Origin of the sequence: Pseudomonas sp. URMO17WK12:I11 (assembly GCF_007677725.1) — a bacterium.
In the GTDB taxonomy this organism is placed as follows: Bacteria; Pseudomonadota; Gammaproteobacteria; order Pseudomonadales; family Pseudomonadaceae; genus Aquipseudomonas.
Window position 1 is genome coordinate 21,452 of the sequence record NZ_VEDF01000006.1, and the last position, 24,728, is coordinate 46,179.

16 protein-coding genes are annotated in these 24,728 nt (G+C 63.4%); 7 read left to right on the plus strand and 9 right to left on the minus strand.

The window, feature by feature from the left end; genetic code table 11:
* Nucleotides 1-60: 60 nt before the first annotated feature.
* The 4 genes from FS665_RS13125 to FS665_RS13140 form a co-directional block, all read right to left on the minus strand.
* The gene (locus FS665_RS13125; protein WP_178108343.1) at nucleotides 61-4,512 is read right to left on the minus strand and encodes an NEL-type E3 ubiquitin ligase domain-containing protein; all 4,452 of its coding nucleotides are present in this window, start codon (nucleotides 4,510-4,512) and stop codon (nucleotides 61-63) included.
* 106 nt (nucleotides 4,513-4,618) lie between these two features.
* On the minus strand, nucleotides 4,619-9,130 hold the full coding sequence (locus tag FS665_RS13130) for an NEL-type E3 ubiquitin ligase domain-containing protein (protein WP_178108344.1): 4,512 nt from the start codon (nucleotides 9,128-9,130) through the stop codon (nucleotides 4,619-4,621).
* A 63-nt stretch (nucleotides 9,131-9,193) separates the two neighbouring features.
* Nucleotides 9,194-10,216: an AraC family transcriptional regulator gene (locus FS665_RS13135; RefSeq protein ID WP_145188817.1), complete on the minus strand. Its 1,023-nt coding sequence runs from the start codon at nucleotides 10,214-10,216 to the stop codon at nucleotides 9,194-9,196.
* Between the two features lie 54 nt (nucleotides 10,217-10,270).
* Nucleotides 10,271-11,137: a LysR substrate-binding domain-containing protein gene (locus FS665_RS13140; RefSeq protein ID WP_145188820.1), complete on the minus strand. Its 867-nt coding sequence runs from the start codon at nucleotides 11,135-11,137 to the stop codon at nucleotides 10,271-10,273.
* A 109-nt stretch (nucleotides 11,138-11,246) separates the two neighbouring features.
* Between FS665_RS13140 and FS665_RS13145 the strand changes: the two genes are divergently transcribed.
* Together FS665_RS13145 and phnX are read left to right on the plus strand one after the other, a co-directional pair.
* Nucleotides 11,247-12,362, plus strand: coding sequence for a 2-aminoethylphosphonate--pyruvate transaminase (locus tag FS665_RS13145; protein WP_145188822.1), 1,116 nt, complete (start codon nucleotides 11,247-11,249; stop codon nucleotides 12,360-12,362).
* Nucleotides 12,363-12,391: 29 nt separating this feature from the next.
* Nucleotides 12,392-13,219, plus strand: coding sequence for a phosphonoacetaldehyde hydrolase (gene phnX, locus FS665_RS13150; protein WP_145188825.1), 828 nt, complete (start codon nucleotides 12,392-12,394; stop codon nucleotides 13,217-13,219).
* A 3-nt stretch (nucleotides 13,220-13,222) separates the two neighbouring features.
* Here the strand turns inward: phnX and FS665_RS13155 are convergent, their stop codons facing one another.
* Nucleotides 13,223-13,783, minus strand: coding sequence for an NADPH-dependent FMN reductase (locus FS665_RS13155; RefSeq protein ID WP_145188828.1), 561 nt, complete (start codon nucleotides 13,781-13,783; stop codon nucleotides 13,223-13,225).
* Nucleotides 13,784-13,940: 157 nt separating this feature from the next.
* Here FS665_RS13155 and FS665_RS13160 point away from each other — a divergent pair, with 157 nt between their 5' ends.
* Nucleotides 13,941-14,159 (plus strand): hypothetical protein, encoded by a 219-nt coding sequence (locus FS665_RS13160; protein WP_145188831.1) that lies wholly within the window; start codon nucleotides 13,941-13,943, stop codon nucleotides 14,157-14,159.
* On the opposite strand, the gene FS665_RS13165 is transcribed toward FS665_RS13160, so the two are convergent.
* The 4 genes from FS665_RS13165 to FS665_RS13180 all read right to left on the minus strand — a co-directional run bounded on the left by FS665_RS13165 (nucleotide 14,143) and on the right by FS665_RS13180 (nucleotide 18,575).
* Nucleotides 14,143-16,392, minus strand: a complete 2,250-nt coding sequence (locus FS665_RS13165) for an Orn/Lys/Arg decarboxylase N-terminal domain-containing protein (RefSeq protein ID WP_145188834.1) — start codon at nucleotides 16,390-16,392, stop codon at nucleotides 14,143-14,145. The genes FS665_RS13160 and FS665_RS13165 overlap by 17 nt on opposite strands.
* A gap of 78 nt (nucleotides 16,393-16,470) precedes the next feature.
* On the minus strand, nucleotides 16,471-17,226 hold the full coding sequence (dnaQ, locus tag FS665_RS13170; RefSeq protein ID WP_145188839.1) for a DNA polymerase III subunit epsilon: 756 nt from the start codon (nucleotides 17,224-17,226) through the stop codon (nucleotides 16,471-16,473).
* Nucleotides 17,227-17,350: 124 nt separating this feature from the next.
* A complete protein-coding gene (rnhA, locus tag FS665_RS13175) occupies nucleotides 17,351-17,788 on the minus strand; it encodes a ribonuclease HI (protein WP_145188842.1) in 438 nt (145 codons plus the stop codon).
* Between the two features lie 13 nt (nucleotides 17,789-17,801).
* The gene (locus tag FS665_RS13180) at nucleotides 17,802-18,575 is read right to left on the minus strand and encodes a methyltransferase domain-containing protein (protein ID WP_145188845.1); all 774 of its coding nucleotides are present in this window, start codon (nucleotides 18,573-18,575) and stop codon (nucleotides 17,802-17,804) included.
* Between the two features lie 83 nt (nucleotides 18,576-18,658).
* Between FS665_RS13180 and gloB the strand changes: the two genes are divergently transcribed.
* The 4 genes from gloB to FS665_RS13200 all read left to right on the plus strand — a co-directional run bounded on the left by gloB (nucleotide 18,659) and on the right by FS665_RS13200 (nucleotide 24,728).
* Complete coding sequence (gene gloB, locus FS665_RS13185; protein WP_145188848.1) at nucleotides 18,659-19,438, plus strand: hydroxyacylglutathione hydrolase; 780 nt, start codon at nucleotides 18,659-18,661, stop codon at nucleotides 19,436-19,438.
* A gap of 100 nt (nucleotides 19,439-19,538) precedes the next feature.
* The gene (locus FS665_RS13190; RefSeq protein ID WP_145188851.1) at nucleotides 19,539-20,969 is read left to right on the plus strand and encodes a lytic transglycosylase domain-containing protein; all 1,431 of its coding nucleotides are present in this window, start codon (nucleotides 19,539-19,541) and stop codon (nucleotides 20,967-20,969) included.
* A 97-nt stretch (nucleotides 20,970-21,066) separates the two neighbouring features.
* On the plus strand, nucleotides 21,067-22,896 hold the full coding sequence (locus tag FS665_RS13195) for an extracellular solute-binding protein (protein WP_218570366.1): 1,830 nt from the start codon (nucleotides 21,067-21,069) through the stop codon (nucleotides 22,894-22,896).
* Nucleotides 22,893-24,728, plus strand: coding sequence for an extracellular solute-binding protein (locus FS665_RS13200; protein WP_145188853.1), 1,836 nt, complete (start codon nucleotides 22,893-22,895; stop codon nucleotides 24,726-24,728). The genes FS665_RS13195 and FS665_RS13200 overlap by 4 nt, the downstream gene beginning before the upstream one ends.

Below are 24,728 nucleotides of genomic sequence, written 5' to 3' on the forward strand. Positions count from 1 at the left end.
GCACAGGCGGCAATGGCCAAAAGCATCAATATGGATGACCGGTTTGGCCGCTTGCGCCAGTCAACCGGCGCGACGCTCCAGGACGTGGATGAAGCGCAGGCTCAGCGCCCGTTTCGCGGCGTCTCGTTGATCCTCCAGGTCGATCAATTGCGCCTGGTACTGCTGCTCCCCCAGTGCAGCGCGCTGCGCCAACAGGGCTTGGGCGCCTTGCTGGTAGACCTGCTCGATCGTGGCCAGGTCGGCGGCATAGGTTCGTTGCATAAGCGCCTGCCAGAAAGGCCGCTGCCCCAGATAGGCGACCAAGGCTGCCGGCGTCTCAGCCTCTCGCACCGCGCGACGTGCCGCCAGCAGTTGCTCGCTGGTGATGCGATTGAGATCGCTGACATGCATCGCCCGGGGTTGGCCTGGCAAGCCAAGCCATTGGCGCAAGCGCACGCGGTAGGCGAGCCTGATACCCGGCGCATCGATCACCTCGCGCCGCGCGTTGCGCGCATTGATGTCCTGCCTGGCCACGCGCTCGACCTGCTCGAGTCGGAACAAGCTGCGCCCAAGGTTGAACCAGCTGACGTCGCGGCTGCCGACCGGCTCGTCGGCAGCCAGCGCGCCGCTCTGACTGCGCAGTCGATGCACCAGCAACTGGCTGAAGCAATCAATGACTGCGTTGTCGTCCGTCGGACGCTGGCCAACCAGCCGCAGCATGGCGCTGCGCAGGTTGTCATCGACATCGGCGGCAGCCAGCAGCGCCCATAATTGCTCGGTCATGTAGCCTTGAGTCCAGGCATAGTCGGCCAACGGCATCAACCGCTCAAGCAAATGGAGCAGATCGCCGCCGCCGGCTTGCGCCGACAGGCGCTGCCAGCGCACCGCGCGACCCGCCTGCGCCTGTTCGTCGGCTCCCAGCCACCAAGCACGCGTCTGCTCGGCGTCTGGGGTGTTGGTGGCGATCGAATCGGGCGCCTCGACGATGGTATCCAACGCCCGCAATGCCAAAAGATCCGGGCTCGGCAGCGGATTGTTGTCGACCAGCAACGAGCGGCGAAACTCGTAGGGCATCAGACGAATTTCAGCGGGCACTTCGGTCAACGCGTTGTCTCTCAGATCACCCTCTTCGAGGAACCCACACAACCACAGCCCCTCTGGCCACGTGCCCAGTTGGCAGCTGCGCAGGCCCAGGCGCACAAGATGAGGAAGGCGACTGTAGCTCATCGCGTACTGGCCCAGCGGGTTGTAGCTCAGGTCCAGGTGGGTCAGGCGGGCCAGGCTCTGCAGCGCAGCCAACGAAGCGGAATCCGGACGGATATTGTTATGCCGCAGGTTCAATTCCCGCAGTTCAGTGAGGTAACCAATCCCGTGGGGTATGCGCAGCAGATTGTTGTTGCCCAGGTTCAGTTCACGCAAGCCCGAGAATGCTTGGATGAAGCGCGAAGGAAGATGAGTGAGCCCGGTTTCATTAAGCACCAAGGCCGACACGTGGTTGAACTCGACCGACATCGGTATTTCCGGCAGGCTGCTGATCTGCAGGCCGAACAAACGCAAGCGTTGACCACTGTGTCGGCCTTGCCCATCGATTACCGGCTCAGCCTGGACTCGCCAGGCCCTGGCGATTTCTTCACGCACCCGCACCCGTAATGCACGCCGTGTTTCGTTCAGCTCGCTGCCCACCCACTGGTTCAAGGTACGCTGCAGCTGCATGTGGTCGTCCTGCACATCCAGCAGCACCTGATAAGCGCTACCGCGACTGGCAATCCGCCGCTCGATCTCCAGTTCGACCTGTGCCGGGGTCAGTCCTGGGAAATAGCGCAGCAGGATCGCCCGCAGCAGCAAGCTGGGTGTGCCGCTGCCTGCGCCACGCCCGCTCAGCGGATAACCGACTCGGCCATCGTCAAGCCGTCTGCCAGGGTTGAACCACTTCGGTTGCGGCGCCCAGTTCAGCAACTGCGCAAGGCCCTGGTGGGAACTAGGCAACTGCGCCATTACCCAGCTCCGCAACTGACCGGCCGGGTCTGCGCCGGTGATATCGAATTCGGCCAACTGTTGCGTCGATAACGCGGCGACGACTGCCCGGAATAGATCGCCGGCGTCATCGACCGCGAGCGTCAGGGCATGGCCCGCGGCATCGTAAAGCCAGAATCTGCCTTGGTCACGCACCAGCACCTTGGCCGCCTCGGTGACTGCATCGGCGACCACGCTCCCGATCAGACGCCCGGCCGCAGAACCTTCTCGAAGCTCCAGGTTGACGGAGGCCGAACCCCGCTGGGTCATGACCGCCAGCACCAATGCGCCGCTGTCGTCGCTGTAGGCATTGCTCAAGTACAAGCCTTCCAGGGCACGGTTGAGCCGGGCCACGCGCATCAGCGATGCCGCCTTGGTCGCCAGCGCCAGCGGCACTTTCTGCCCGGCAATCGCCTCGCGCCGTGTATGCGCTGACACATCATGCAGCAGCTCGCGGGCATACGCCTCGGGCAGCGCCACAAAATCTCGACGCAGCAGCGTCAGCAAGGCGTCGTCCATGGGCGGCAGGCTCGCCAAGTGCTCGAACAGCGGCTCACGCAAGGCGGTCTGGCTGGCGCGCACATTGGCCACGCCCGTGCCCACCAGCGCTTGCGATTCACACCATTGCAGCAGCGGCAATTCGTCAACAGGCAACTGGCCGGCGCGCACATGTGCAAAAAAGCGCTCTACGCGCGCGTCCACTTCAAAACGGCGCAAGGTTTCGCGCAGATTGACCGGGGTGCGGCGGTTCTCCAATAGGATGCCACGCAGCTCATCCTCATCGACCCCGGCCACGTGCAGCATCTGTCGGACCCGCTGCAGGCTGGCCGGTGGGTGCTGCGGCCACAGCGTGTCGAGCATGCGCTGGGGATCGTCCCAGGCCTGCGGATGCTCGCGCAGCAGACGCCAGCAGCGCTCGCCGTTGTGCACCACCTCAGGCGCGTAGGCATCGCTGCGCCAGGGGTGGCGCACGCAATACGGCGCCTCCGGATCTGGTCGATGCACCTCGAAATAACGGCTGCCAGCGCGCATCCATTGACGCCCGCCCTGGGTGTACAACCCGTTGCTGCCCAACTCGAGCGATTCAGGCTGCGACTGGTAGGACGTGAGGTCGCCTGACCACAATCGCTGCCCTCGCCCGCCAAGGTTCACGGGCTCCATCGCAGCGACCACCGCGTTACTCACCAGCACGCCAGTACCTGCGGTCGCGGCGCTGGCCAAAACGGTTTCAAGCACGTCGAACAGGTGTTGCAGCGCCTCGTGCTGATGCCCCTCGGCCAAATCGGCGAAACCCTCGTACACATCCGCTACGGTTTGCACCACCAATTGCCCAAGCAACATCGCGCCGACCACCGGCATGAACAACCCCGCCAGGTTGAGAATGCCCATGCCGACACTCTCCCAGTCCTCGATCCTCGCTCGCGCTGCCTTGGCGTCGGCCTGCGCGGTGGGTACCAGCAATAACCGCGCATCGTCTTTGACGCGCTGCACCTGCTCCTGGGCCAAGGCGCTGAATACCGACGCCGGCGGCACGCGGCCCAGCAGCTGCAGGTCGCTGTGAGGGTCACGCAGACGCAGGGCCAACGTGCGGATGAACGCAGGGCGCTGCTCGATGCCGATGAGTTGGCTGAAGAACTGGCGATAGCCAGCGTCTGCAAGCTCTGCCACCACGGCTCGCTGCAGGGCAACGCCATTGTCGTAACGGCGCAGCGCCCTCACAGGGTCACCTGGCAAATACAGCACCACGGCCTTCTCGGCGCCAGCAGTGTCCTTGAGTGTAATGTACAGGCCATCGGCCACCGGGTGCCCCAGCACCTGCAACAGGCCGGGGTAGCTTCTCAGTCCGCTGGGCAGCTTGTCGGTGTCTGGCTCGGCGATCTCCCGCAACGCCAGCTCCTCATGGCCGCTAATCTCGCCCTTGAGCGCGGCGATCTTACAGGCCAGGCGAAAGCCCGCTTGCTTGTCTGCAGCCAGCGCCTCGATCGCCTCAGGCGTAAAGGTGTCATTCAACTGACCCTGGTATTGCTTGCCGACATCCAGCGTGCGACACGCCTGGACCAAACTGCCCACGTCGCCGGAAAGCACCTGGTCCTTGCCGGGCATGACCAGACCGGTACCTTGGTAGTAACTGGCCGTGGGCGCAAAGTTGCTCATCAGTTGCAGCAGGCCGTTGCGTCTGCGCTCGCCGTAGCCATAGGTGGGCAACGTCACGTTAGTCAGGGTATCGAAGCTGGGCGTGATCTCCAGCCATTCGAGCGAACTGAACGGCACGCCATCGGCCAGCGGTGATGCCAGCAGCGTGCTCAATCGCTGTTCGGCAAAGACCTGCAACGGCAGCAGTTGCGCGGTGTGTTGCCGCAAGCGCTGCTGACTTGCGCGGTGCGCCGCGAACAGCCCGCGCAACGCGGCGATTTGCGCTGCCGAGGCGCGGCTGAGCCAGTCGGGTAAACGGGCGCTGATGAAGTCTGTGGTGGCCGTCGAGATCTTCTCCTCGTTCGAGCGTTTTACTTGAGTGCCCATGTTTGGCTCCTGCGTTGTGCTGGCAAAACGCAGATGCTCACCCATGGGCAGGGCCGCGGGCAGAGGGAATCGTGCAGCCTGAAGCGCCGATCAAACGCAGCGCGCCTCAGTCATCGACGAAGCTCGCCAAGGCTTCGCGGGTCAGGCGCAGCGCCAGCACCTCAACCGCATCCTGGCGTTCGATGGCCAGTTCATTGGAGCTGCGCAAGTAGTCCACGCTGTCGAGCTGCGCCGACTCCAAGGTCTGCAGGCGCACCCAGAATGGCGCCTCCACCTCGCTGAACGCTTGGCCATGTTGCGCCCGCAGGCTTTCCAACCAGTATTCGCGCTGGCTGATATAGCGCGGCAATGCGTCGCTGGCCTGTGCCTGACGCACGGCGACGGCGGCTGCAGCCAACTGCTCGCGGGTCACCCCGGCGAGGGCCTGGAAGTGCATGGTGCGCGGTTGGCCCGGCAGATCGAGCTCGATAGCCAGGCCCGTGCGATAAGCCAGGCTTATTTCAATCTCATCGCCAGCGCGATTCTGCGCACGACGCACATTCATGTCTTCACGCGCGATCATTTCGACCTGATCGAGCCGAAACAGCTGCCTGGCCAGGCGCAGGCGCGCCCGCGTCGCCGCTGCCGGGTCGCTGCCGCGCAGGGCGTTGGCCACGTAGCGGCGTACCTCCAAGGTACTGAAGCAAGACGCGACGCTGTCCACGCAGGTGCGTGGATTGCTTGCCAGCGTGAACAGGTCCTCGCGCAGCTCTGGATCGTTGCCGGCATCTTCGAGCAAGGCCCAGACCCGTCGCCTGAGGTCCGCCGGGACACTGTGGAAATCCTGGGTGTCGACCAGTTCGGTCAGTAGCTGGAACAAGGGGAGGCTGCCGGACTCGGCATACAGCGCGTCCCAAAGTGCGGCCCGCTCGCCGCGTACCTGTTCGCTCGCCGTCTGCAACCAGGTGTTCCGGGCAGCGGTCACGGCGGCGTGCAGGTCCTCCACTGGCTCGACCAGGCTGGGAACTATGCCAAAGCGTCGGCTGAGTGCCGCTGGCAGCGGATTACCGTTGAGTACCAGTGCCCTGCGCCACTGCTCAGGCGCGTCGAGCACCGCCTGGGGCACGCTTGCCAGATGATTGTCGCGCAAATCGGCGATTTCCAGCTGCCCGCACCAGTGCAGGTCGGACGGTACATTGAGCAGGTTTGCGCTACGCAGGCTGAGCTCGCGCAATCGCGCCAAGGGCCGCAGATTGAGGCTTATGCTGCCTAGCGGATTGAAGCTGAGGTCCAGTACCTGCAAGCGTGTCAGCCTGGCCAACGTACCCACACCGGCCGCGCTCAAGGTGATCTGGTTGCCGGCCAGGCGCAGGTTGCGCAGTTCGCTCAATTGCCCAAGCTCAGGCGGCACACTGGTCAGCGCATTATCGCCCAGGTTCAGCCAGCGCAAGCGGGTGAAGCTTCGCAAAAATCCTTCAGGGACCTGCTCCAGGCGCAATCCCGTCAGCGTCAGCTCGGCCACGTGGCTGAAGCTGGTCGCCAAGGGCAGGTGCGGCAGGCTGCGCAATGGCATGTCAGCCAGGCTCAGGCTCATGCCCTGGGGGATATCCCACTGATCGACGATGCGCTCGCCAATCAATTGCCAGTTGCGCCGCAAGCGCCGCGCTGCGCGCCGCCGCAGGGCAGTGGCTTCGCTGCCGCGGGCGCGCTCGATCCACAGCTCAAGCGCTTTTTTCAGCTCGCGGTACTCCTGCTCCTGCAGCAACAGGTTGCGATAGGCAGAGCCTGGACGTTGCAGCAGGATGTCCAGGTACTGCTGCACCTCCTGCTGGTCGAAACCTGGATAAAGCCCGCGGATTCGTGCACGCAACAGGTTCAATGGCGGGTGATCACCGGGCAGGCGCCCGCTGAGCAGGTACCCGATGCGCCCGTCGGCAAGCCGGCGCATCGGATTGGGCGCGACGCCTGCGTCTGGCTTGCCCAACAGCTGCAGCAAAGCCGAGCGCTGCGCGGGCAGCCAGGCCTGCAGGTCGCCACGCAGTTTTTGCGCAGCCTGAGGCCCCTCCCAACCCAGCCGGGCCCGCTCGGCTGCATCGAGGCATGCGAGCAATGCTTCGGCAAGCATGGCCGGCTCGTTCTGTTCGGTGGTAGCGCTGCCAGCCCCGATGTGCACCCTGAACCCACCCTCGGCGCGCACCAGCACCGTAGCCTTGCCCCCCGGCACAGGCGCGCGCAAGCTGGCGATGCGCGCGCCGGTTGCCGATCCCTCACGTACTTCCACGGTCGGGGCCAGCGGCCAGCGGCCCGGTTGCTCAAGCAAGGCAAAGATCAGCTCGAGCTGGTCGCCGCGTTGACAGCAGTTGAGGTAAAGGCCTTCACGCAGGCGCGTCAATTGCGCGACCTGCAGCAACTGCCGAGCCTGCTGCGCCACCGCCAGCGGAATGCGCCCATGGCTGCGCAGGCTGACGCGCTGCTCGAGCGTGATGCCCTTTAGCAAATGCACGGCATAGGGCTTGGGCAGCCCTGGGAAATCCCGCAGTACCAGCGCAAGCTGCGGATCATCGGCGACTGTCTGAGCGGTGAAGTGCTCGAACATCCGTTCACGCAGTGCAGGTGCCTGCTGCCCGATCGCCGCTCGCTGCGCGGGTAATCCAAGATCCTGGATGCCCAGCTCGTCCATGCACCACTGCCAGAGCTCGGTGTCGGGCTCGCCAATGCCGATCGCCGCGACGAAGCGATCGATCCTGGCATCCACGGCGAAGCGCTCCAAGGTATCGCGCAGCGCTATCGGCAAAGGACGATTCTCCACCAGCAAACCGCGCAGATAAACGTCATCGACGTCCGCCACGTTGAGTACCTGGGCTATCCGTTGCGCCTGCAATGCTTGCGCCGCTGGCCACAGGCGGCCCAGCAACTGCTCGACACCCTGCCATTCCAGGGGCCGTTCATGCTGCAGTCGCCAGCCTCGCTCGCCGTTGAACGCCAGCGCGGGACCATAGGCGGTGGGATCCTGCACATCCACCAGGCGCCACCCACCCGCGAGCGCCGTGGCGCGCACGGGATAGTGCTGCCCCTCGTGCCGCCACCATTGTTCGACGCCGTCGCTAAGCAGGCCGTTATCGAGCTCAAGCAACATCGCCGGGGGATTGCCATCCTGATAGGCCGTGAGGTCGTTACGCCAGAGCCGCTGCTGGTTGGCATCGTTGACCACCGGCTCAAGCTCGGCGACCCAGGCACTGCGCTTGAAGGCGCTGGCGACGACCTTTGCTCCGGTCAGGACAGCAGCGTTGACTGCAACCGTTTCGGCAACGCCCAACGCGTGTTCGAGCGCTTCGTGCTGATGGCCCTGCGCCCAGTGGAGGACGCCTTCGCACACCTGCGCGAGGGTTTGACGGACCATGTCGGCCAGCAGCAAGCCCCCGACCACAGGTGCAAAGGCGCCAGCCAGGTTGAGGATGGTCATGCCCACGGACTTCATCAAGGCCAGACGTTCGGCCGACTGACGGGCATCGGCATCGGCAGTGGGCACGACGACAAAGCGGGCATCGTCGCGAATCCGCTGCAGCCGCGCCCCGGCCAGCGACGCGAACCACTGCCCGGCAGGACCAACGTACGCACTCAGATCCACGCCGAGGTCAGGCTCGTCGTCGAGCAGCCGCTGGCTGAGCGTTTCAAGAAACTGTGCCCTGTCGTGCAGTGCCACCCGCTGTACAAGGCGCTCGCGCCTGAGCGCGTCGTTCAGCCACTGCACCAGCAAGGTGTTGAGCGCGTCCCAGGTGCTCAGGTGGCGCACCGGCTGGTCGGGGTCATCGGCCATGCACAGCAGCACACCATTGACCGTGTTGCGCTTCACGGCACCCGTGAGTCCGGGTTTCCAGTCGCCGCTGAGTTCGATGACCATCAGCCCTGACAGACAGCTGTCCAGAATCTGCAACTCGCCATACCGAACAGTGGGACTTTGGCTGTGCTTGGGCAGGCGCCCTTGTCCCAGGTCACGCAATACAGCCACCTCTTGCGACGGCAACGCGCCGCGGGTGGCGGCCAGTTCAGCCATCAGCACGAAGTTGCACCGCAGGTCCTCGCCCACTTCGGCAGTCAATGAGTCGGTGAACAGCCTTGCCAGATGCTGTTGATACTGCTTGCCGGCGTCGATTTTGCGACACAAGGACACGACCTTGGCAGCGTCCTTGCTCAGCACTGTCTCCGGGGTAGCAGCGGCTTCATCGGCGGGGTAAATCAAGGCAGTCTCGCTGTAGAACGACTCACCGTCCTTGAAATTCTGCATCAGCACCTGCAGCGCCGGCACTGTCACGAAGTAACTGTCACCGCTGGGCAGTTCCCCTGGTTTTACGGTAAAAGTCCGCCGCTCTTCTCGCCAACAGGCTCGGGCCAAATCGATCGTCAGGCCCATGTCGCGCTTGATCGCCGCTTGCAGCAAGTCCTGCACGAAGGTGGGCAACGGCACGAGGCGCTCGAACACCGCCTTGACCTTGCGCTGACTGGCCATATGGGCAGTGAAAGCCCGGCGCAGCGCAGCGATCTGCGCAGGCGGCGCCGTGGTCAACCAGCGAGGCAGGATCTCGCCGAGAAACTGATCCGTGGCATGTTCGATCTTGGCAGGCAATGTGGATCCAGGCATGACAGGTAACCCTCTGGGAAACCTGCGAAACTGGCTCATCGCGCGCCTTTCAAGCAGCGGGAATCAGTCACCTGCCTGCTGCGCCAGCATCAACGTCCGGTAGTGCCCTGGATTACAGCCGAACCACTTGCGGAATGCTTTGTAGAACGAGCTGGTGTCGGCAAAGCCCAAGCGCTCGGCGACCTCGCTCGTACTCAATTCGGGGGCCGCCAGCCAGGCGATGGCCAGCTCTCTGCGCACGCTGTCCTTGAGACCCTGGAATGTCTGCCCTTCGTCAGCCAAGCGCCGGCGCAGGGTCGAAAGCGAAAGGCACAACGTCTGCGCCAGACTGTCGGCGTCTGGCCACTGGCTGGGCGGTTGATGCGACAAATCGTGACGTATGCGCCGGCCCAGGCTAGCGGGGTCACGGTACTTGACCAGAATGTTGCCAGGCGCTTCGGCCAGGAAGCGCTGCAGTTCTTCCTCGCTGCGCCGCAGCGGCAGATCGAGGCAATCGGCCGCAATGATCATGCGACTGCGTGGCCGGTCGAATTGCAGGTTTTCCGAAAACATCACCCGGTAATCATCACAGAACGGCGGCTCGGCACAGCGCGACTCGATGGCCAGAATAGGGATCCGCCTGCCCGCCAGCCAACACGCAACACCGTGCACGATCATCCAGAAGGTGAAGTAGGTGAACGCCCGTCGCGGCGCCTCCTGCGGTTCATCGATCACCACCTGCGCCAGGCTTTGCTGGCGCACGAGAGCCGGCTGCAGGTCCTCGAGCATCAGTGCCAGAAACGCCAAGGCGGTTTCCAAGGCAGCGCCCAGGGTAGGCTGGGCCATGCTCGCCCGGCACATGAATGCCAGGCTGCCGCTGCGCAGGCCACGCGGGTCCATGGCGAAGAATTCATCGTTGCAACGGCGCGCCAACAGTCGCCAAAGCCTGGCATAGGCTTGGGCAGTGACGCGCGCCTCTGGCCATGCCAATGCCTGCCCGTCGATCCCGGCCCGCGCCAGCAAGCCCATGTCAGCGTCTGCACCTGGACAGGTTTGCAACAGCGCCTCGCGCACCAGTTGCATGGAGATGGTGTCTTTCTCGCTCATCGATGGCCCTATCGCTCCATTGCCGGCCATCTTAGCCGGCCCTGCTGGCAGACGTCAGCATGCCTCGCTCGCCAGGCTCAGAAACGCCTGGATCACGCGCAGTTCCCGGCGCCGCTCAAGGCAGGCGAGCCAGTGCTGGTTGACCAGCCCCTGCCCTGCCAATGGCCGTGCCACCAACCGCGGATCGTTGGCGATCTCGGTCGATGAAACCACGCCGATGCCCAACTGCGCGGCAACCGCTTCGGTCACCGCTTCGCGGCTGTCCAGCTCCAGCAGCACGCGCGGCTGCACTGCGGCCTCGGCGCAGGCCCGATCGAAAGTGATTCGAGTGATGGAGCTCGGCTCGCGCATCACCATGACCTGCTGATCGAGCTCAGCCAGGGACAGATCGCCCTGGCCTTGGGCCAAGGCATGGCTGGCCGGCAACAGCGCGCATACCTGTGACTGGCACAGGCGCTGCAAGTGCAGGCCGTTACGCGGCTCGACGTCTGTCAGCACAGCGACATCGGCATGCTCGCCGAGCAGCGCCGCCAGGGTGTCCTGGGCATTGCCCAAACGCAGATTGACGGTCACGCCTGGGTAGCGTTGGCGCAGCCGGGCCAGAATCGGCATGACCCGATGCGGCCCGTCGGCGGCCACTTGCAGACACCCGGTCAGCAATTGGCGATTGGCTTCGAGCATGGCCTGGGCCTCATCGGCCAGACCGAACAGCGCCCGGGTGATCGCAGCCAGACGAGTGCCTTGTTCGGTGAGTTCGACCCGCCGCGCAGTGCGCCTGAGCAAGCTCACCTGGTAATGCGCTTCCAGTGCCTTGACGTGCCCGGTCACCGCCGGCTGGCTGATGAACAACCGCGCAGCCGCGCGGGTAAAGCTGCCCTCGCGGGCCACGGCGTCGAAGGCACGCAACTGAAACAGGTTCATCGGCATCGGCCTGACTTATGGCTGGGATCGGAACAAGCAATTTGATTGATGAACCGCGCGATTGCAACCTGTGCCCTCGCTTGCGCTTACCGCTTGAGGGCTATCTTCGATGACTATCACACCGATTCTGCTGACCCCAGGACCGCTCACCACGTCACTGCGCACCCGCCAGGCCATGTTGACGGACTGGGGCTCCTGGGACCGCGACTTCAATCAACTGACGGCCAGCGTCTGCGAGCAGTTGCTGGGCATGGTCGGCGCCAGCAGCAGTCACCATTGCGTACCGCTGCAAGGCAGCGGCACGTTTGCCGTGGAAGCGGCGATCGGTACATTGGTGCCGCGCGCGGGCAAGGTCCTGGTGCTCATCAATGGCGCCTACGGTCAGCGCCTGGCGAAGATCTGCAGCGTTCTGGGCCGTCGTTTCAGCACGCTGCAAAGCGCCGAGGACCAACCCATCAGCGCCGCCGAACTCGAACGCGTGCTCGCAGCCGACGCAGCGTTCACCCACGTGGCGCTGATCCACTGCGAAACCAGCACCGGCCTGCTCAACCCGCTCAGGGAGATCGCCGCTGTGGTCGCGCGCCACGGCAAGCACTTGATCGTCGATGCCATGAGTTCATTCGGCGCGTTGCCGCTCGATGCCCGACATATCCGCTTTCAGGCGTTGATCGCAGCCTCGGGCAAATGCCTTGAAGGCGTGCCCGGCATGGGGTTCGTGCTGGCCGAGAAAGCGGCCCTGGCAGCTGCCGAAGGCAACGCCCACTCACTGGCCATGGATCTGCATGAGCAGCAGGCGTACATGGCGAAAACCGGCCAGTGGCGTTTTACCCCGCCGACCCATGTGGTGGCGGCCTTGCATGCAGCCCTGCAGCAACATGCCGAAGAAGGCGGGCAACCGGCGCGCTTGCAACGCTACGCCCGCAACTGCAAGACCTTGCTCGATGGCATGCAGGCGATCGGCATACGTAGCTTCCTGCCGGCGCATGTCCAGGCGCCGATCATCGTCACCTTCCGCGCCCCCAGCCATCCACGCTACCGCTTCGATGATTTCTACCGGCGGGTCAAGGCCAAGGGTTTTCTCATCTATCCGGGCAAGCTGACCCAGGTCGACACCTTTCGCATCGGCTGCATAGGCTGCATCGATGCGGCCGCTGGGAACGGTATGCAGGCTGCGGTAGACGCTGTGGCCCAGGTGCTAGGCGATATGCGCGTGCTCAACAGCTGATTATGCAGTTGCAACCCTTGGAGGCCACCATGAACTACAGCAATCCCCGTCAGCTTCAAGCCGTCATCCTCGATTGGGCCGGTACAGTCATCGACTTCGGCTCTTTCGCCCCGACCCAGATCTTCGTCCAGGCGTTCGCCGAGTTCGGCGTGCACCTGAGCCTGGACGAGGCGCGCGGCCCCATGGGCATGGGCAAGTGGGATCACATTCGCGCCCTGTGCAACCTGCCGCACATCGCTGAGCGCTACTGCAATGCAGTCGGCCGCAAGCCCTGCGACGACGACGTGACCGCCCTCTACGAGCGCTTCATGCCGCTGCAGATCGAACACATTGCCCAGCACTCGGCGTTGATTCCCGGAGCATTGGACACCCTCGATCGCCTGCGCCAGGCTGGCCTGAAAATCGGCTCGTGTTCGGGCTATCCGAACGTGGTGATGGACAAAGTCATCGAGCTGGCGGCGCGCCAGGGCTACCGCGCCGATTACGTGGTTGCCAGTGATGAAACCCCCAATGCTCGCCCCTGGCCTGCGCAAGCGCTGGCCAACGTCATCGCCCTGGGGATCGACGACGTGGCAGCCTGCGTGAAGGTAGACGACACCGTCCCAGGTATTCTCGAGGGGCGGCGCGCCGGCATGTGGACCGTGGCGTTGGTTTGCTCGGGCAATGCCCTGGGGGTGACATGGGAGACTTATCAGGCGCTGGGTCGCGAGCAGCTGCAACGGGAGCGGGCGCGCATCCATGCGCAATTCGCAGGCTCACGGCCGCACTACCTGATCGACACCATCAACGATCTGCCAGCGGCCATCGCCGATATTCAAAGGCGCCTGGCCAGAGGCGAGATGCCGCAAGCCTGCTGAACCTCAAACCGCGCGGTTGAGCTTGACCCACGAGGCGAACTTGTCGATGAAACCTTGCAGGAAGGGCCGGGTCTTTTCGCTGAGTTTGCCATTGTCGTCGAACAGGTTGGCCGCACCGCCGATGTAGGCTTCGGGCATCTGCATGCACGGCATGTCGAGAAATACCAGGGTTTGGCGCACATTGTGGTTGGCCCCGAAGCCGCCAATGGCCCCCGGCGAAACGCTGGCCACCGCTGCCGGCTTGCCGCCCCAGGCGCTTTGCCCATAGGGCCGCGAGCCCACGTCGATGGCGTTCTTGAGGCAGCCCGGGACCGAGCGGTTGTACTCGGGAGTCACGAACAGCACGGCATCGCTGCGACGGATTTCATCACGAAACCGCTGCCACGGCTCGGGCGCGCCCTGGGCCTCGACATCCTCGTTGTACATCGGCAGGTCGCCGATCTCGACAATCTTCAGGGCAAGGCTGGACGGCGCCAGCTCCGAGAGTGCGCGGGCCACCTTGCGGTTGTAGGAATCCTTGCGCAAGCTGCCGACGACGACCGCTACCGAATACACCTGGCTCATGGCGATTTCCAACCTTTGCTGGGAAAAGGGACGTGTTAGTTATAGATGACCGTTCCTCGGCGACTTGGTTTTTTTTCCGAGGTATTAAAACTTCCCTGTAACTCGGACGGTCTATCTATTCAGACATTTCCTACGTAATTCAGAGGTTTTCCCCCAAATGGCAGCAGTAATGGTCGGCCAATTTCACGCCCGTGACGCCGAAGGCCGTATCTATCCCGTCCACGAGTTTCAGGAATCCACCCTGCAGGCGGACGGCAGCGCAGTCGGCGCGCCGATCACCACCTACCGCCTGGCCATCGGCGACCGCGTCAACCACCTGGGTGATAACCGCTTCGAACTGGCCCAGACGGGCGTCGAGATCATTCGCATTCCTTGATGCAATCAACGGTGTACTGGCCATGTTGATACTGCAGGCCATGCACATCGGCCACGAAGCCTGGGAATTCGCTGTTGAAGGCGCGGGCGAAAGCCAGATAGTCGAGAATCGAGCGCGTCTGCTCAGTGAAGCGTTCACCCGGCATGATCAAGGGGATGCCTGGCGGGTAAGGCACCAGCATCACCGCCGACACTCGCCCGAGCAATAGCTCGATCGGCACCGCATGCACGTCCCCGCGTACCATCCGGTCATAGGCGTGCGCCGGGCTTGTCGCGACCTCAGGCAGGCGGGTGAACAGGCGCTTGAGCTGTTTGGCAGTGGCATTGCTGCGATAGCACTCATGCAGTTGATCGCACAGCTCACGCAGCCCCAGCCCTTGATAGCGCTGCCCATCCACGGCAACGATACTGGGCAGGCAGGTACTGAGCAGGGTATTGGCCTGGTAGTGGCGCTTGAACTCGAGCAACTCGGTCAGCAGGGTGCTCCACTTGCCCTTGGTAATGCCCATGGAGAACAGCACCAGAAAACTGTACAGGCCGGTTTTCTCCACCACCAAGCCGCGCTCCCAGAGAAACTTGCTGACCACCGCTGCCGGCACACCTCGCTGGTCCAAGATCCCGCCGGCGCTCAGCCCTGGCATGACCAGCGTGACTTTCAACGGATCGAGCAGCACGTAGTCCTCGACCACTTCGCCAAAACCATGCCAGGGGTCGTCCGGTTGCAGCAGCCAATCCGCTGCGTCCTGGCGCTGGGCGCCGTCTGCAGCCGGTGGTTGCCAGATACTGAACCACCAATCCTCGGCCGCGATGTGTTCGCGCAAGTTGGCCAATGCCCGGCGGAAACTCAGGGCCTCGTCGAACATCTCCTGCAACAACGAACGCCCCGCCGGTCCTTCCATCATGGTCGATGCCACGTCCAGCGAGGCAAGGATGCTGTACTGCGGCGAGGTGGAGATATGCATCATGAACGCTTCATTGAAACGGTCCCGGTCCAGCTGACGCAATGCGCCATCCTGCACATGGATCATCGACGCCTGACTGAACGCCGCCAGCAGCTTGTGGGTGGAATGGGTGCTGAACACCAGCGGGCTGCGTTCGCCGCGCGCAGTGCCCATGGCATAACGCCCTTCGAAGAACTCGTGGAAGGCGGCATAGGCGAACCAGGCTTCGTCGAAATGCAGCACCTCGACACTGTCGCCCAACGCCTGTTTGATCATGCCAGCGTTGTAGCACAGCCCGTCATAGGTGCAGTTGGTCACCACTGCCAACCTGATCCGCCCCTCGCGCCCCCTGGCCAGCGGGTTGGCCTGAAGCTTGGCCTGGATCGAAGCGGGGCTGAACTCGCTCAAGGGGATAGGCCCGATGATGCCCAGCTCGTTGCGTTCCGGGCACAGGTAGATAGGGATCGCACCGGTCATGATGATGGCGTGAACCACTGACTTGTGGCAGTTGCGATCGACCAGGACCAGGTCGTCGCGACCCACCATGGCGTGCCAGACGATCTTGTTGGCGGTGGAAGTGCCGTTGATCACGAAAAAGCTGTGGTCGGCGCCGAAGTTGCGCGCCGCACGGGCCTCTGCCTCGGCCAGGGGGCCGGTGTGATCGAGCAGCGAGCCTAATTCGGGCACTGATACCGAAAGATCCGAGCGCAAGGTATTTTCACCGAAAAATTGGTGAAACGCCTGACCCACCGGGCTTTTGCGGTAGGCCACGCCGCCGCCGTGGCCGGGGGTATGCCAGGAGTAGTTGGACTGGGCAGTGTGCTGCACCAGCGCCCTGAAGAACGGCGGGAGCAGACCGTCGAGGTAATTGTGCGCGGCCCTGGCCACCTGGCGTGCCAGAAACGGCACGGTGTCTTCGAATAGGTACAGAATGCCGCGCAATTGGTTGAGCTCGCCCATGGCCTCGGCCGGTGCGTTTTCCAAGGTCACTTGTTCGCCCAAGGCGAAGATCGGCAGGTTGGGTGCGCGCAGATGGGCCAACGCAATCAGCTCGGCCATGTTCTGCAACAGATGCAGGTTGTCGCCCACCCCCTCAGCGGCGATCAGCATGCACGCCAGGCCATGATGCGTGGTCGCGACCAGCCGGGCCTCGGTATGCTCGGCAGCCTTGATGACGGCAAAGCCGTCCTGGATCAGCTCATCGGCGATGGCGCGGATCCGCTCACCTGCGACGCTGTCGCTCTTGATCGCGCGGTGGACGATGAGTATCGGGAACTTGAGGTCCTTGTACATCAGCCAGCTACCTTTGCCGGACACGTTGTCCTAAGGGTAGTAGCCCAACTGCCGCGTGGGCTTTTTCTGACGCCGTTATCAGCCCGCCGTGGCTTCGCTCAGGGCCTGCCACAGGGATGGGCCGCCTGCCGACTTGGCCACTGCTGCCAGCCGCTCGGCATGCGCCTCGAGTTCCTCGGCGCTCGCCAGGATCACCCGCCCCGGTGCCCGTCCGACAATGCGCCGGATCTCGCTGCCACCACTGCCCTGCCCTTCGTTGTCATCAGCGCCTTGACCTGCCAGCGACAGGCTGGTCTGGCCACCGGTCATGGCCAGGTAGACGTCGGCGAGCAGCTCGGAGTCGAGCAGCGCGCCGTGCAACTCGCGACCCGAGTTGTCGATGTCGTAGCGTTTGCACAAGGCATCGAGGCTGTTACGTTGCCCAGGGTGACGGGCACGCGCCAGCAGCAAGGTATCGAGGATGGTGCAGTGGTTGGCGATTTCGGCGCGGTCAGCCTGACCGGCCAGGGCGAACTCGTTATTGATGAAGCCTACGTCGAACGCCGCGTTATGAATGACCAGGGTAGCGCCCTGGATGAACGCGAAGAATTCTTCGGCGACATCGGCGAAACGCGGCTTGCCAACCAGAAACGCATCGGTGATGCCGTGAACGTTGATCGCGCCTTCATCGCTTTCGCGATCCGGTTGCAGGTAGACATGGAAATGCCGGCCGGTGAGGCGTCGACCGATGACTTCGACACAGCCAATCTCGATGATCCGGTGTCCTTCGCTGACAGGCATACCGGTGGTTTCGGTATCGAGAATGACGAACCGTTTATCTTGCTGCTGCTCCACGCCGGGCACTCCAACTTACATCGAGGGCGCGCATTATAGCGCGTTCGGCGCGCTGCAAGGGGTAAGCTGCAAGCTGCAAGCAAAACCAGCGCGCCGGCAGTTCGACTTGCCGCTTGCTGCGGACCTATCGCAGTTCAGCGACGCCGCGGTTGGCCAGGTGGTCGGCGCGTTCGTTGCCGGGGTGGCCGATGTGGCCGCGGACCCACTTCCAGGTGACCTTGTGGCGATTGACCTGCTCATCCAGCAGCTTCCAGAGATCGGCGTTCTTGACCGGCTCCTTGGCTGCGGTCTTCCAGCCGCGCTTCTTCCAGTTGGCCATCCACTCGTTGATGCCTTTCATCACGTACTGCGAGTCGGTGGTCAACACCACCTCGCATTCGCGCTTGAGTGCCATCAAGCCCTGGATCGCCGCCATCAACTCCATGCGGTTATTGGTGGTTTCGCGCTCGCCGCCCCACAACTCCTTCTCGACGCCCTTGCAAACCAGCAGGACACCCCAGCCGCCCGGGCCAGGATTGCCCTTGCAGGCGCCATCGGTATACATCTCGACGCTATCGCTCATGTACCACTCTTGTTCAGTGCTCTTCGGTGTCTGGATGAACGGCCGTGCGATTGACCTTGGCCAACGGCAGGGGCAGCAGCTTGCCCATCGGCTCGCGGCGTTCCTGGCGCAACGGCCGCAGGCCAACCACCATCTTGCGCGCCACCAGCAGGTAGACCCCGCCGCCAGCGCTCTGCCAGCCACCGGCCAGCCGTTCCCATCCGGCCAGGCGTTGCTGCCAGGCAGGTGAGGCAAGCGGCGGACGATAGCACCCGAAGCGGCGTTTCTCCAGCGCAAAGCCCAGCAGGTTCAGCCAATCACCTACCCGTGACGGCGGAATGCAACGCGCCTTGCGCAGCGCACCTTGGCTGAAGCAGTGGCGAACACCCCAACCGCTCCAGGGATTGATACCGACGATCAGCAGGTGCCCGCCCGGCCGCACAGCGCTGGCGGCCTCGCGCAGCAGGCCATGGGGCGACAGGCTGAAGTCCAGGCCGTGCTGCAGCACCACCACGTCGGCCGCGTGCTCCCCCAATGGCCAGGCCTGCTCTTCGCAGACGATCTCGACCCCCGGCAACGGCGCCCCGAGGCGCACATTGCGTTGCACGCGCGGTGCGGTAGGGGGCGCTTCGGCGCACGGGCCGTAGTGCACGAGGTAGCCGCCGAAAAAACGCCCAAGCTCTTCTTCGAGCAGTTTCTCCTCTTCCTTGAGCATCAGCTGGCCCAATGGGCCACGGAACCACTCACGGGCCAGGCTGATCAGCTCAACCCACTGCGGGTCGGCCTGGGCAAAGGCTTGGTCGGTCATACGCTCTCCCTCGAGGTTCTCGTACCACGCCAAGGCGGCTAAGATGCCTGCATGTGCCACGCCAGGCGATACGGATCCGCACCATGATACAGATCGATGCTCTACCTGCTTTCTCCGACAACTACATCTGGTTGTTACAGGATACTGCCAAACGCCGCTGCGCGGTGGTCGATCCTGGCGATGCCAGCCCGGTGGAGGGCTGGCTGCAGGCCAACCCCGGGTGGACACTCGACACCATCATGATCACTCACCACCATCATGATCATGTCGGCGGCGTCGAGCGTCTCAAGCAACTGACCGGCGCGCATGTCTGCGGTCCGGCCAACGAGCAGATCCCGGGGCGCGACCAGGCGCTGGACGACGGCGATCAGGTCACGGTGCTCGGCGTCACATTCCAGGTGTTGGCCGTGCCCGGCCACACCTTGGGCCACATTGCCTATTACAGCGACCAGCCAGCAACACCGCTGCTGTTCAGCGGCGATACCCTGTTCGCTGCCGGTTGCGGGCGCATGTTCGAAGGCACGCCCGAGCAGATGCAGCCTGCCTTGGCCCGCCTGGCGGCGCTGCCTGAGCAGACCGAGGTGTACTGCGCCCACGAATACACGTTGAGCAACCTGCGCTTTGCCAAGGCCGTGGAGCCGAGCAACTCCCACGTTCAGCAACGCTTCGAAGACGTCACCCGACTGCGCGCCGAGCAGCGCATCACGCTGCCGTCGACCATCGGCCTGGAACGCCTGACCAACCCCTTTTTACGTACCGCTGAAACATTAGTTAAACAAAAAGCAGACGAATGGAAGGGACATTCAAACGACTCGCAGGTCACTGTTTTTGCTGCTTTGAGGTCTTGGAAAGACAGCTTCTGATAACCTCAAGATATATCGCAATGGGTTGTCAACGGTTGACCCGGCCGGGTGCGGTTTCTAGAATCGCCGAAATTTTTTGCCCGGATACCTGTCTCAGCCGATGTCTTCCAGCAGCCGCAGAACCGCTCATTCAGTCGCCCTGACGCGCCTGGCCCAAGTCAGTGCGCTGGCGCTCGCCGCCACCCTGGTGGGCTGCCAGAGCACCCGCCAGGTCGAGGAAACCGACAGCGTCCGCGCGCACAGCTACCAGGCGCGGATCAAGCACAAGCCCGCGCCGCTGGTGGTCAAGGTCGCCGAACAGCCGCCGCAGGATGTCTGGGAACGCATGCGCCGGGGCTTCGCCCTGCAGGACAGCATCGACGTCAATCCGCGTATCGAGCAGCAACGCCTGTGGTTCGCCAGCAACCCATCGTTCCTGGAAAGCGCAGGCGAGCGCGGCAGCTTGTACCTGCACTACATCGTCGAGCGCCTCGAAGAGCGCGACATGCCGCTTGAACTGGCGTTGCTGCCGGCCATCGAAAGCGCCTATAACCCAATGGCCTACTCGCGCGCCAGCGCAGCCGGCATGTGGCAGTTCATGCCAGCGACCGGTCGCCACTTCAACCTGCGCCAGACCAACTTCTATGATGGTCGCCGCGACGTCACCGCCTCCACCAATGCCGCTCTGGACTACCTGACGCGGCTGCATGACATGTTCAACGGTGACTGGATGCTCGCACTGGCGGCCTACAACGCCGGTGAAGGCACGGTCAGCCGGGCCATCGAGCGCAATGAAAAGCTTGGCCTGCCAACCGATTACTGGAACCTGCCGCTGCCCCAGGAAACCCGCGACTACGTGCCCAAGCTGCTGGCCCTGTCGCAGGTGGTGCTGACGCCGGAAGCCTATGGTGTGAACCTCACCCCCATTGCCAACGAGCCGTACTTCGAAGCGGTGGCGATCAACGACCGTCTTGACCTGTCGCGGGTTGCCGCCTTCGCCAATATCGACGAAGACGAGCTGCTCCAGCTCAATCCGGCCTTCAAGAAGCGCATGACCGTCGACGGCCCGAAGCAGCTGCTGGTGCCAACGGCCAAGGCGCAACTGCTCAGCGCCAGCCTGTCCAACCTCAAGCCCGAGCAACTGGTCAGCCTGCAACCGAACAAGGCCGTGTTCGCTCGCGCCGTGGCCGAAAGCCGCGCTCCGGCTACGGCCCGCAGCTACCGCGTCAAGCGTGGCGACAACCTGAGCACCATCGCCAAAGCCAACCGAGTGTCGGTCAAGGACATCCAGCGCTGGAACAAGCTGCCCGGCAACCGCCTCAAGGCCGGCCAGGTATTGGCCCTGCGCGGTGGCAATGCGCCAAGCGCGGCAGCCAACCGGGTCGCGGCCGCTGGCAAGCGTTCGACACAATACAAGGTTCGCAAGGGCGACTCCTTGTATCTTGTAGCCAAACGTTTCAATGTGGAAATGCAGCACCTCAAGCGCTGGAACCCGCGCAGTGGCCACGCGCTCAAGCCGGGCCAGACCCTGACGGTCTACCTGGGGCATTGAGGCGCAGGGGCTGCTTGCAGCCCCTCTCTTTTTCCATACCCGCCAAGCTGTTACTGTACGCCGATCAAAGCCCAACGCCTCTGGATCGGATGCCGACTTGATACGTCCCCTCCTGCTGTCTCTCAGCCTGGCCTTGAGCTTCCCCGCCGTCGCGATGGTGAGCGAAAGCCACGGATACGCGCAATTCGGCACGCTCAAGTACCCGGCCTCATTCACCCACTTCGACTGGGTCAACCCGCAGGCGCCCAAGGGCGGGACCTTGCGCGCCATGGCGTTCGGCACGTTCGACACGCTCAACCCCTACACCTTCAAGGGTACCAGCCCGGTCAGCACGCCCAACTTCTTGCAGTATGGCGTCAGTGAGCTGAACGAAACGCTGATGGTCGGTACCGGCCAATACGACCCGTCAGGCGACGAGCCTACCTCCAGTTATGGACTGATCGCCCGTTCGGTGGAGTACAGCGAGGACCGCAGCTGGGTGGTATTCAACCTGCGTCCCGAGGCGCGCTGGCATGACGGCAAGCCGATCACTGCGGCCGATGTCGCGTTTTCCTACCGGACCTTGCTCAAGCAAGGCCACCCGATCTACCGCACCAACCTGCAGGAGGTGCAGCGGGTCGATATTCTCGGGCCACTGCGCATTCGCTTCGTGTTCAAGCGGGCCGGTAATCCGCTGCTGATCCTGCGCCTTGGGGAAATGCCGGTGCTACCCAAGCATTACTGGCAAAAGCGCGACTTCCAGGCCACGACCTTCGAGCCGCCGCTGGGCAGTGGGCCCTATCGCATTACCCAGGTGCAACCGGGGCGCAGGCTAGTGTTCCAGCGCGTGAAGAACTACTGGGGCAAGGACCTTGCCGTGAACCGCGGCAAGTACAACTTCAACCGGGTCGAGTACGAATTCTACCGCGATGCCACGGTAGCCTTCGAAGCCTTCAAGGCGGGCGAGTTCGACATCTATATCGAGCACCAGGCGAAAAACTGGGCCAATGGCTACAACTTCCCTGCAGTACGCCGGGGCGAAGTGATCAAGGCGCAGATCCCTCATCGCATTCCCACGCAAACCCAGGGTTTGTTCATGAACAGCCGCCGGGCCACTTTCAGCGACCCTGCTGTGCGCCAGGCGCTGGGCTTGATGCTGGACTTCGAGTGGACCAATCGGGCGCTGTTCAGCGATGCCTACCGGCGCTCGACCAGCTATTACCCCAACAGCGAATTCAGCGCCAGCGGCCTGCCCACGGGCAAGGAATGGCTGCTGTTGGCGCCGTTTCGCGACCAGCTGCCCGAGCGGTTGTTCACCCGGCCTTATCAGGTCAGCCACACCGACGGGCGCGGCATCAACCGCCAGACCCTGCGCCAGGCGCTGAGCCTGCTGGGTCAGGCCGGCTGGAAACTCGACGGCCAGCGCCTGGTCAATGGCAAGGGCCAGCAACTGCGCATGGAAGTGCTGCTGGTCAACCCTAACCTGGAACGCATTCTGCAGCCCTACGTCGAAAACCTTGCCAGCATCGGTATCGACGCGCATTTGCGTACCGTGGATCGCGCCCAGTACAAGCAGCGTCTGGACCAGTTCGATTTCGACATGATTCTGATGACCCTCAACCAGACGCTGAGCCCGGGGCTCGAACAATGGTTGTATTTCCATTCGAGCCAGGCCTCGGTCAAAGGCAGCAAGAACTACGCAGGAGTGAAGGATCCAGTGGTCGACCACTTGCTCGATACCTTGCTCGCCGCGCGCAGCCGTGACGACCAGGTCGCGGCCGCCAGGGCGCTGGACCGCGTGTTGTCCTGGCATTACTACATGATTCCCAACTGGTACCTCGACAATCACCGCCTGGCCTACCGCAACCGGTTCGCCTTCGTCAGCACACCGCCCTACACGCTGGGGCTGAACAGCTGGTGGATCAAGCCTTCGGAGAAAGCCCAATGAAGCCGACCCATCGCCTGGCGCGCAGCCTCCTGCTCGCCTGCCTGAGCCTGCCGGCGCTGGTTGCACTGGCCGCGCCGCAACATGCGCTGACGCTGTACGACGAGCCGCCGAAGTACCCGGCGAACTTCAAGCATTTCGACTACGTCAACCCTGATGCGCCGAAAGGCGGCACGTTCCGCCAGTCCAGCTTCGGCGGCTTCGACAGCCTCAACCCGTTCATCAACAAAGGCGTGGCCGCAGACAATATCAGCAGCATCTACGACACCTTGATGCGCCAGAGCCTGGATGAGCCGTTCACCGAATACGGCCTGGTCGCCGGCCAGATCGAAAAGGCCCCGGACAACAGCTGGGTGCGCTTCTACCTGCGCCCTGAGGCACGCTTTCACGACGGCCATCCCATGCGCGCCGAGGACGTGGTGTTCACCTTCAATGCCCTGATGAAGGATGGCGCACCGTTGTACCGCCAGTACTACGCCGATGTCGCCGAAGTGGTGGCCGAAGATCCGCTCAAGGTGCTGTTCACGTTCAAGCACACCAACAACCGGGAACTCCCGTTGATCCTCGGCCAGCTTCCGGTACTGCCCAAGCATTGGTACCAGAACCGCGAATTCACCCGCGGCAGCCTCGAGCCGCCGCTGGGCAGCGGCCCGTACCGGGTCGCCGAGGTCAAGCCAGGGCGCTCGATCCGCTACGAGCGGGTCAAGGATTACTGGGCCAAGGACCTGCCGATCAACCGCGGTTCCTACAACTTCGACGCCATGACCTTCGATGTCTATCGCGACAACAACGTGGCATTGGAGGCGCTCAAGGCTGGCGCATTCGACTACGAGCTGGAAATGAGCGCAAAGAACTGGGCCACCGCCTACGATGTGCCCGCCGTACGCGACGGCCGCCTGATCAAGGAAGAGATTCCCAACGGCAACCCGGTCGGCATGCAGGGCTTCATTTTCAACCTGCGCAAGCCGGTATTCCAGGACGTGCGAGTGCGCAAGGCGATCAGCCTGCTGTTCGATTTCGAATGGACCAACAAACAGTTGTTCAACGGCGCCTACATCCGCACCGACAGCTACTTCGAAAACTCCGAGATGGCCGCTAGCGGCCTGCCGTCGGCGGCTGAGCTGAAGATCCTCGAGCCTTTGCGCGGCAAGGTCCCGGATGCGGTGTTCGAGCAGGCCTTCGCCAACCCGGTGAGCGACGGCAGCGGCATGATCCGCGAACATCAGCGCGAGGCGTACAAGCTGTTGCAGGAAGCGGGTTGGAAGATCGTCGACGACAAGATGGTCGACAAGGACGGCAAGCCCGTCAGCATCGAGTTTCTCCTCGCGCAAACCCAGTTCGAGCGCGTGTTGCTGCCATTCAAGCGCAACCTGGCGGACCTGGGCATCGGTTTCGAGATTCGCCGCGTGGATGTGTCGCAGTACATCAACCGCCTGCGTTCGCGAGACTTCGACATGATCGTCGGGGGTTATCCGCAATCCAATTCGCCAGGCAACGAGCAACGTGAATTCTGGTCCAGCGCCGCTGCGGACAACCCCGGCAGCCGCAACTTCATTGGCCTGCGCGACCCGGCCATCGATCAGTTGGTGGAACAGTTGATCAACGCCGACTCGCGCCAGAGCCTGATCGAGCACTGCCGAGCGCTCGACCGTGTCCTGCAATGGGGCTACTACGTGGTACCCAACTGGCACATCAAGACCAACCGCGTGGCGTACTGGAACCACATCGGCCATCCCAAGGTGTCGCCCAAGTATGACGTTGGCATCGACACCTGGTGGATCAAGCCCAACGTGCAGCCGGCGGTGAACGCAGCACCTGTGGAAGAGGCTAACTGA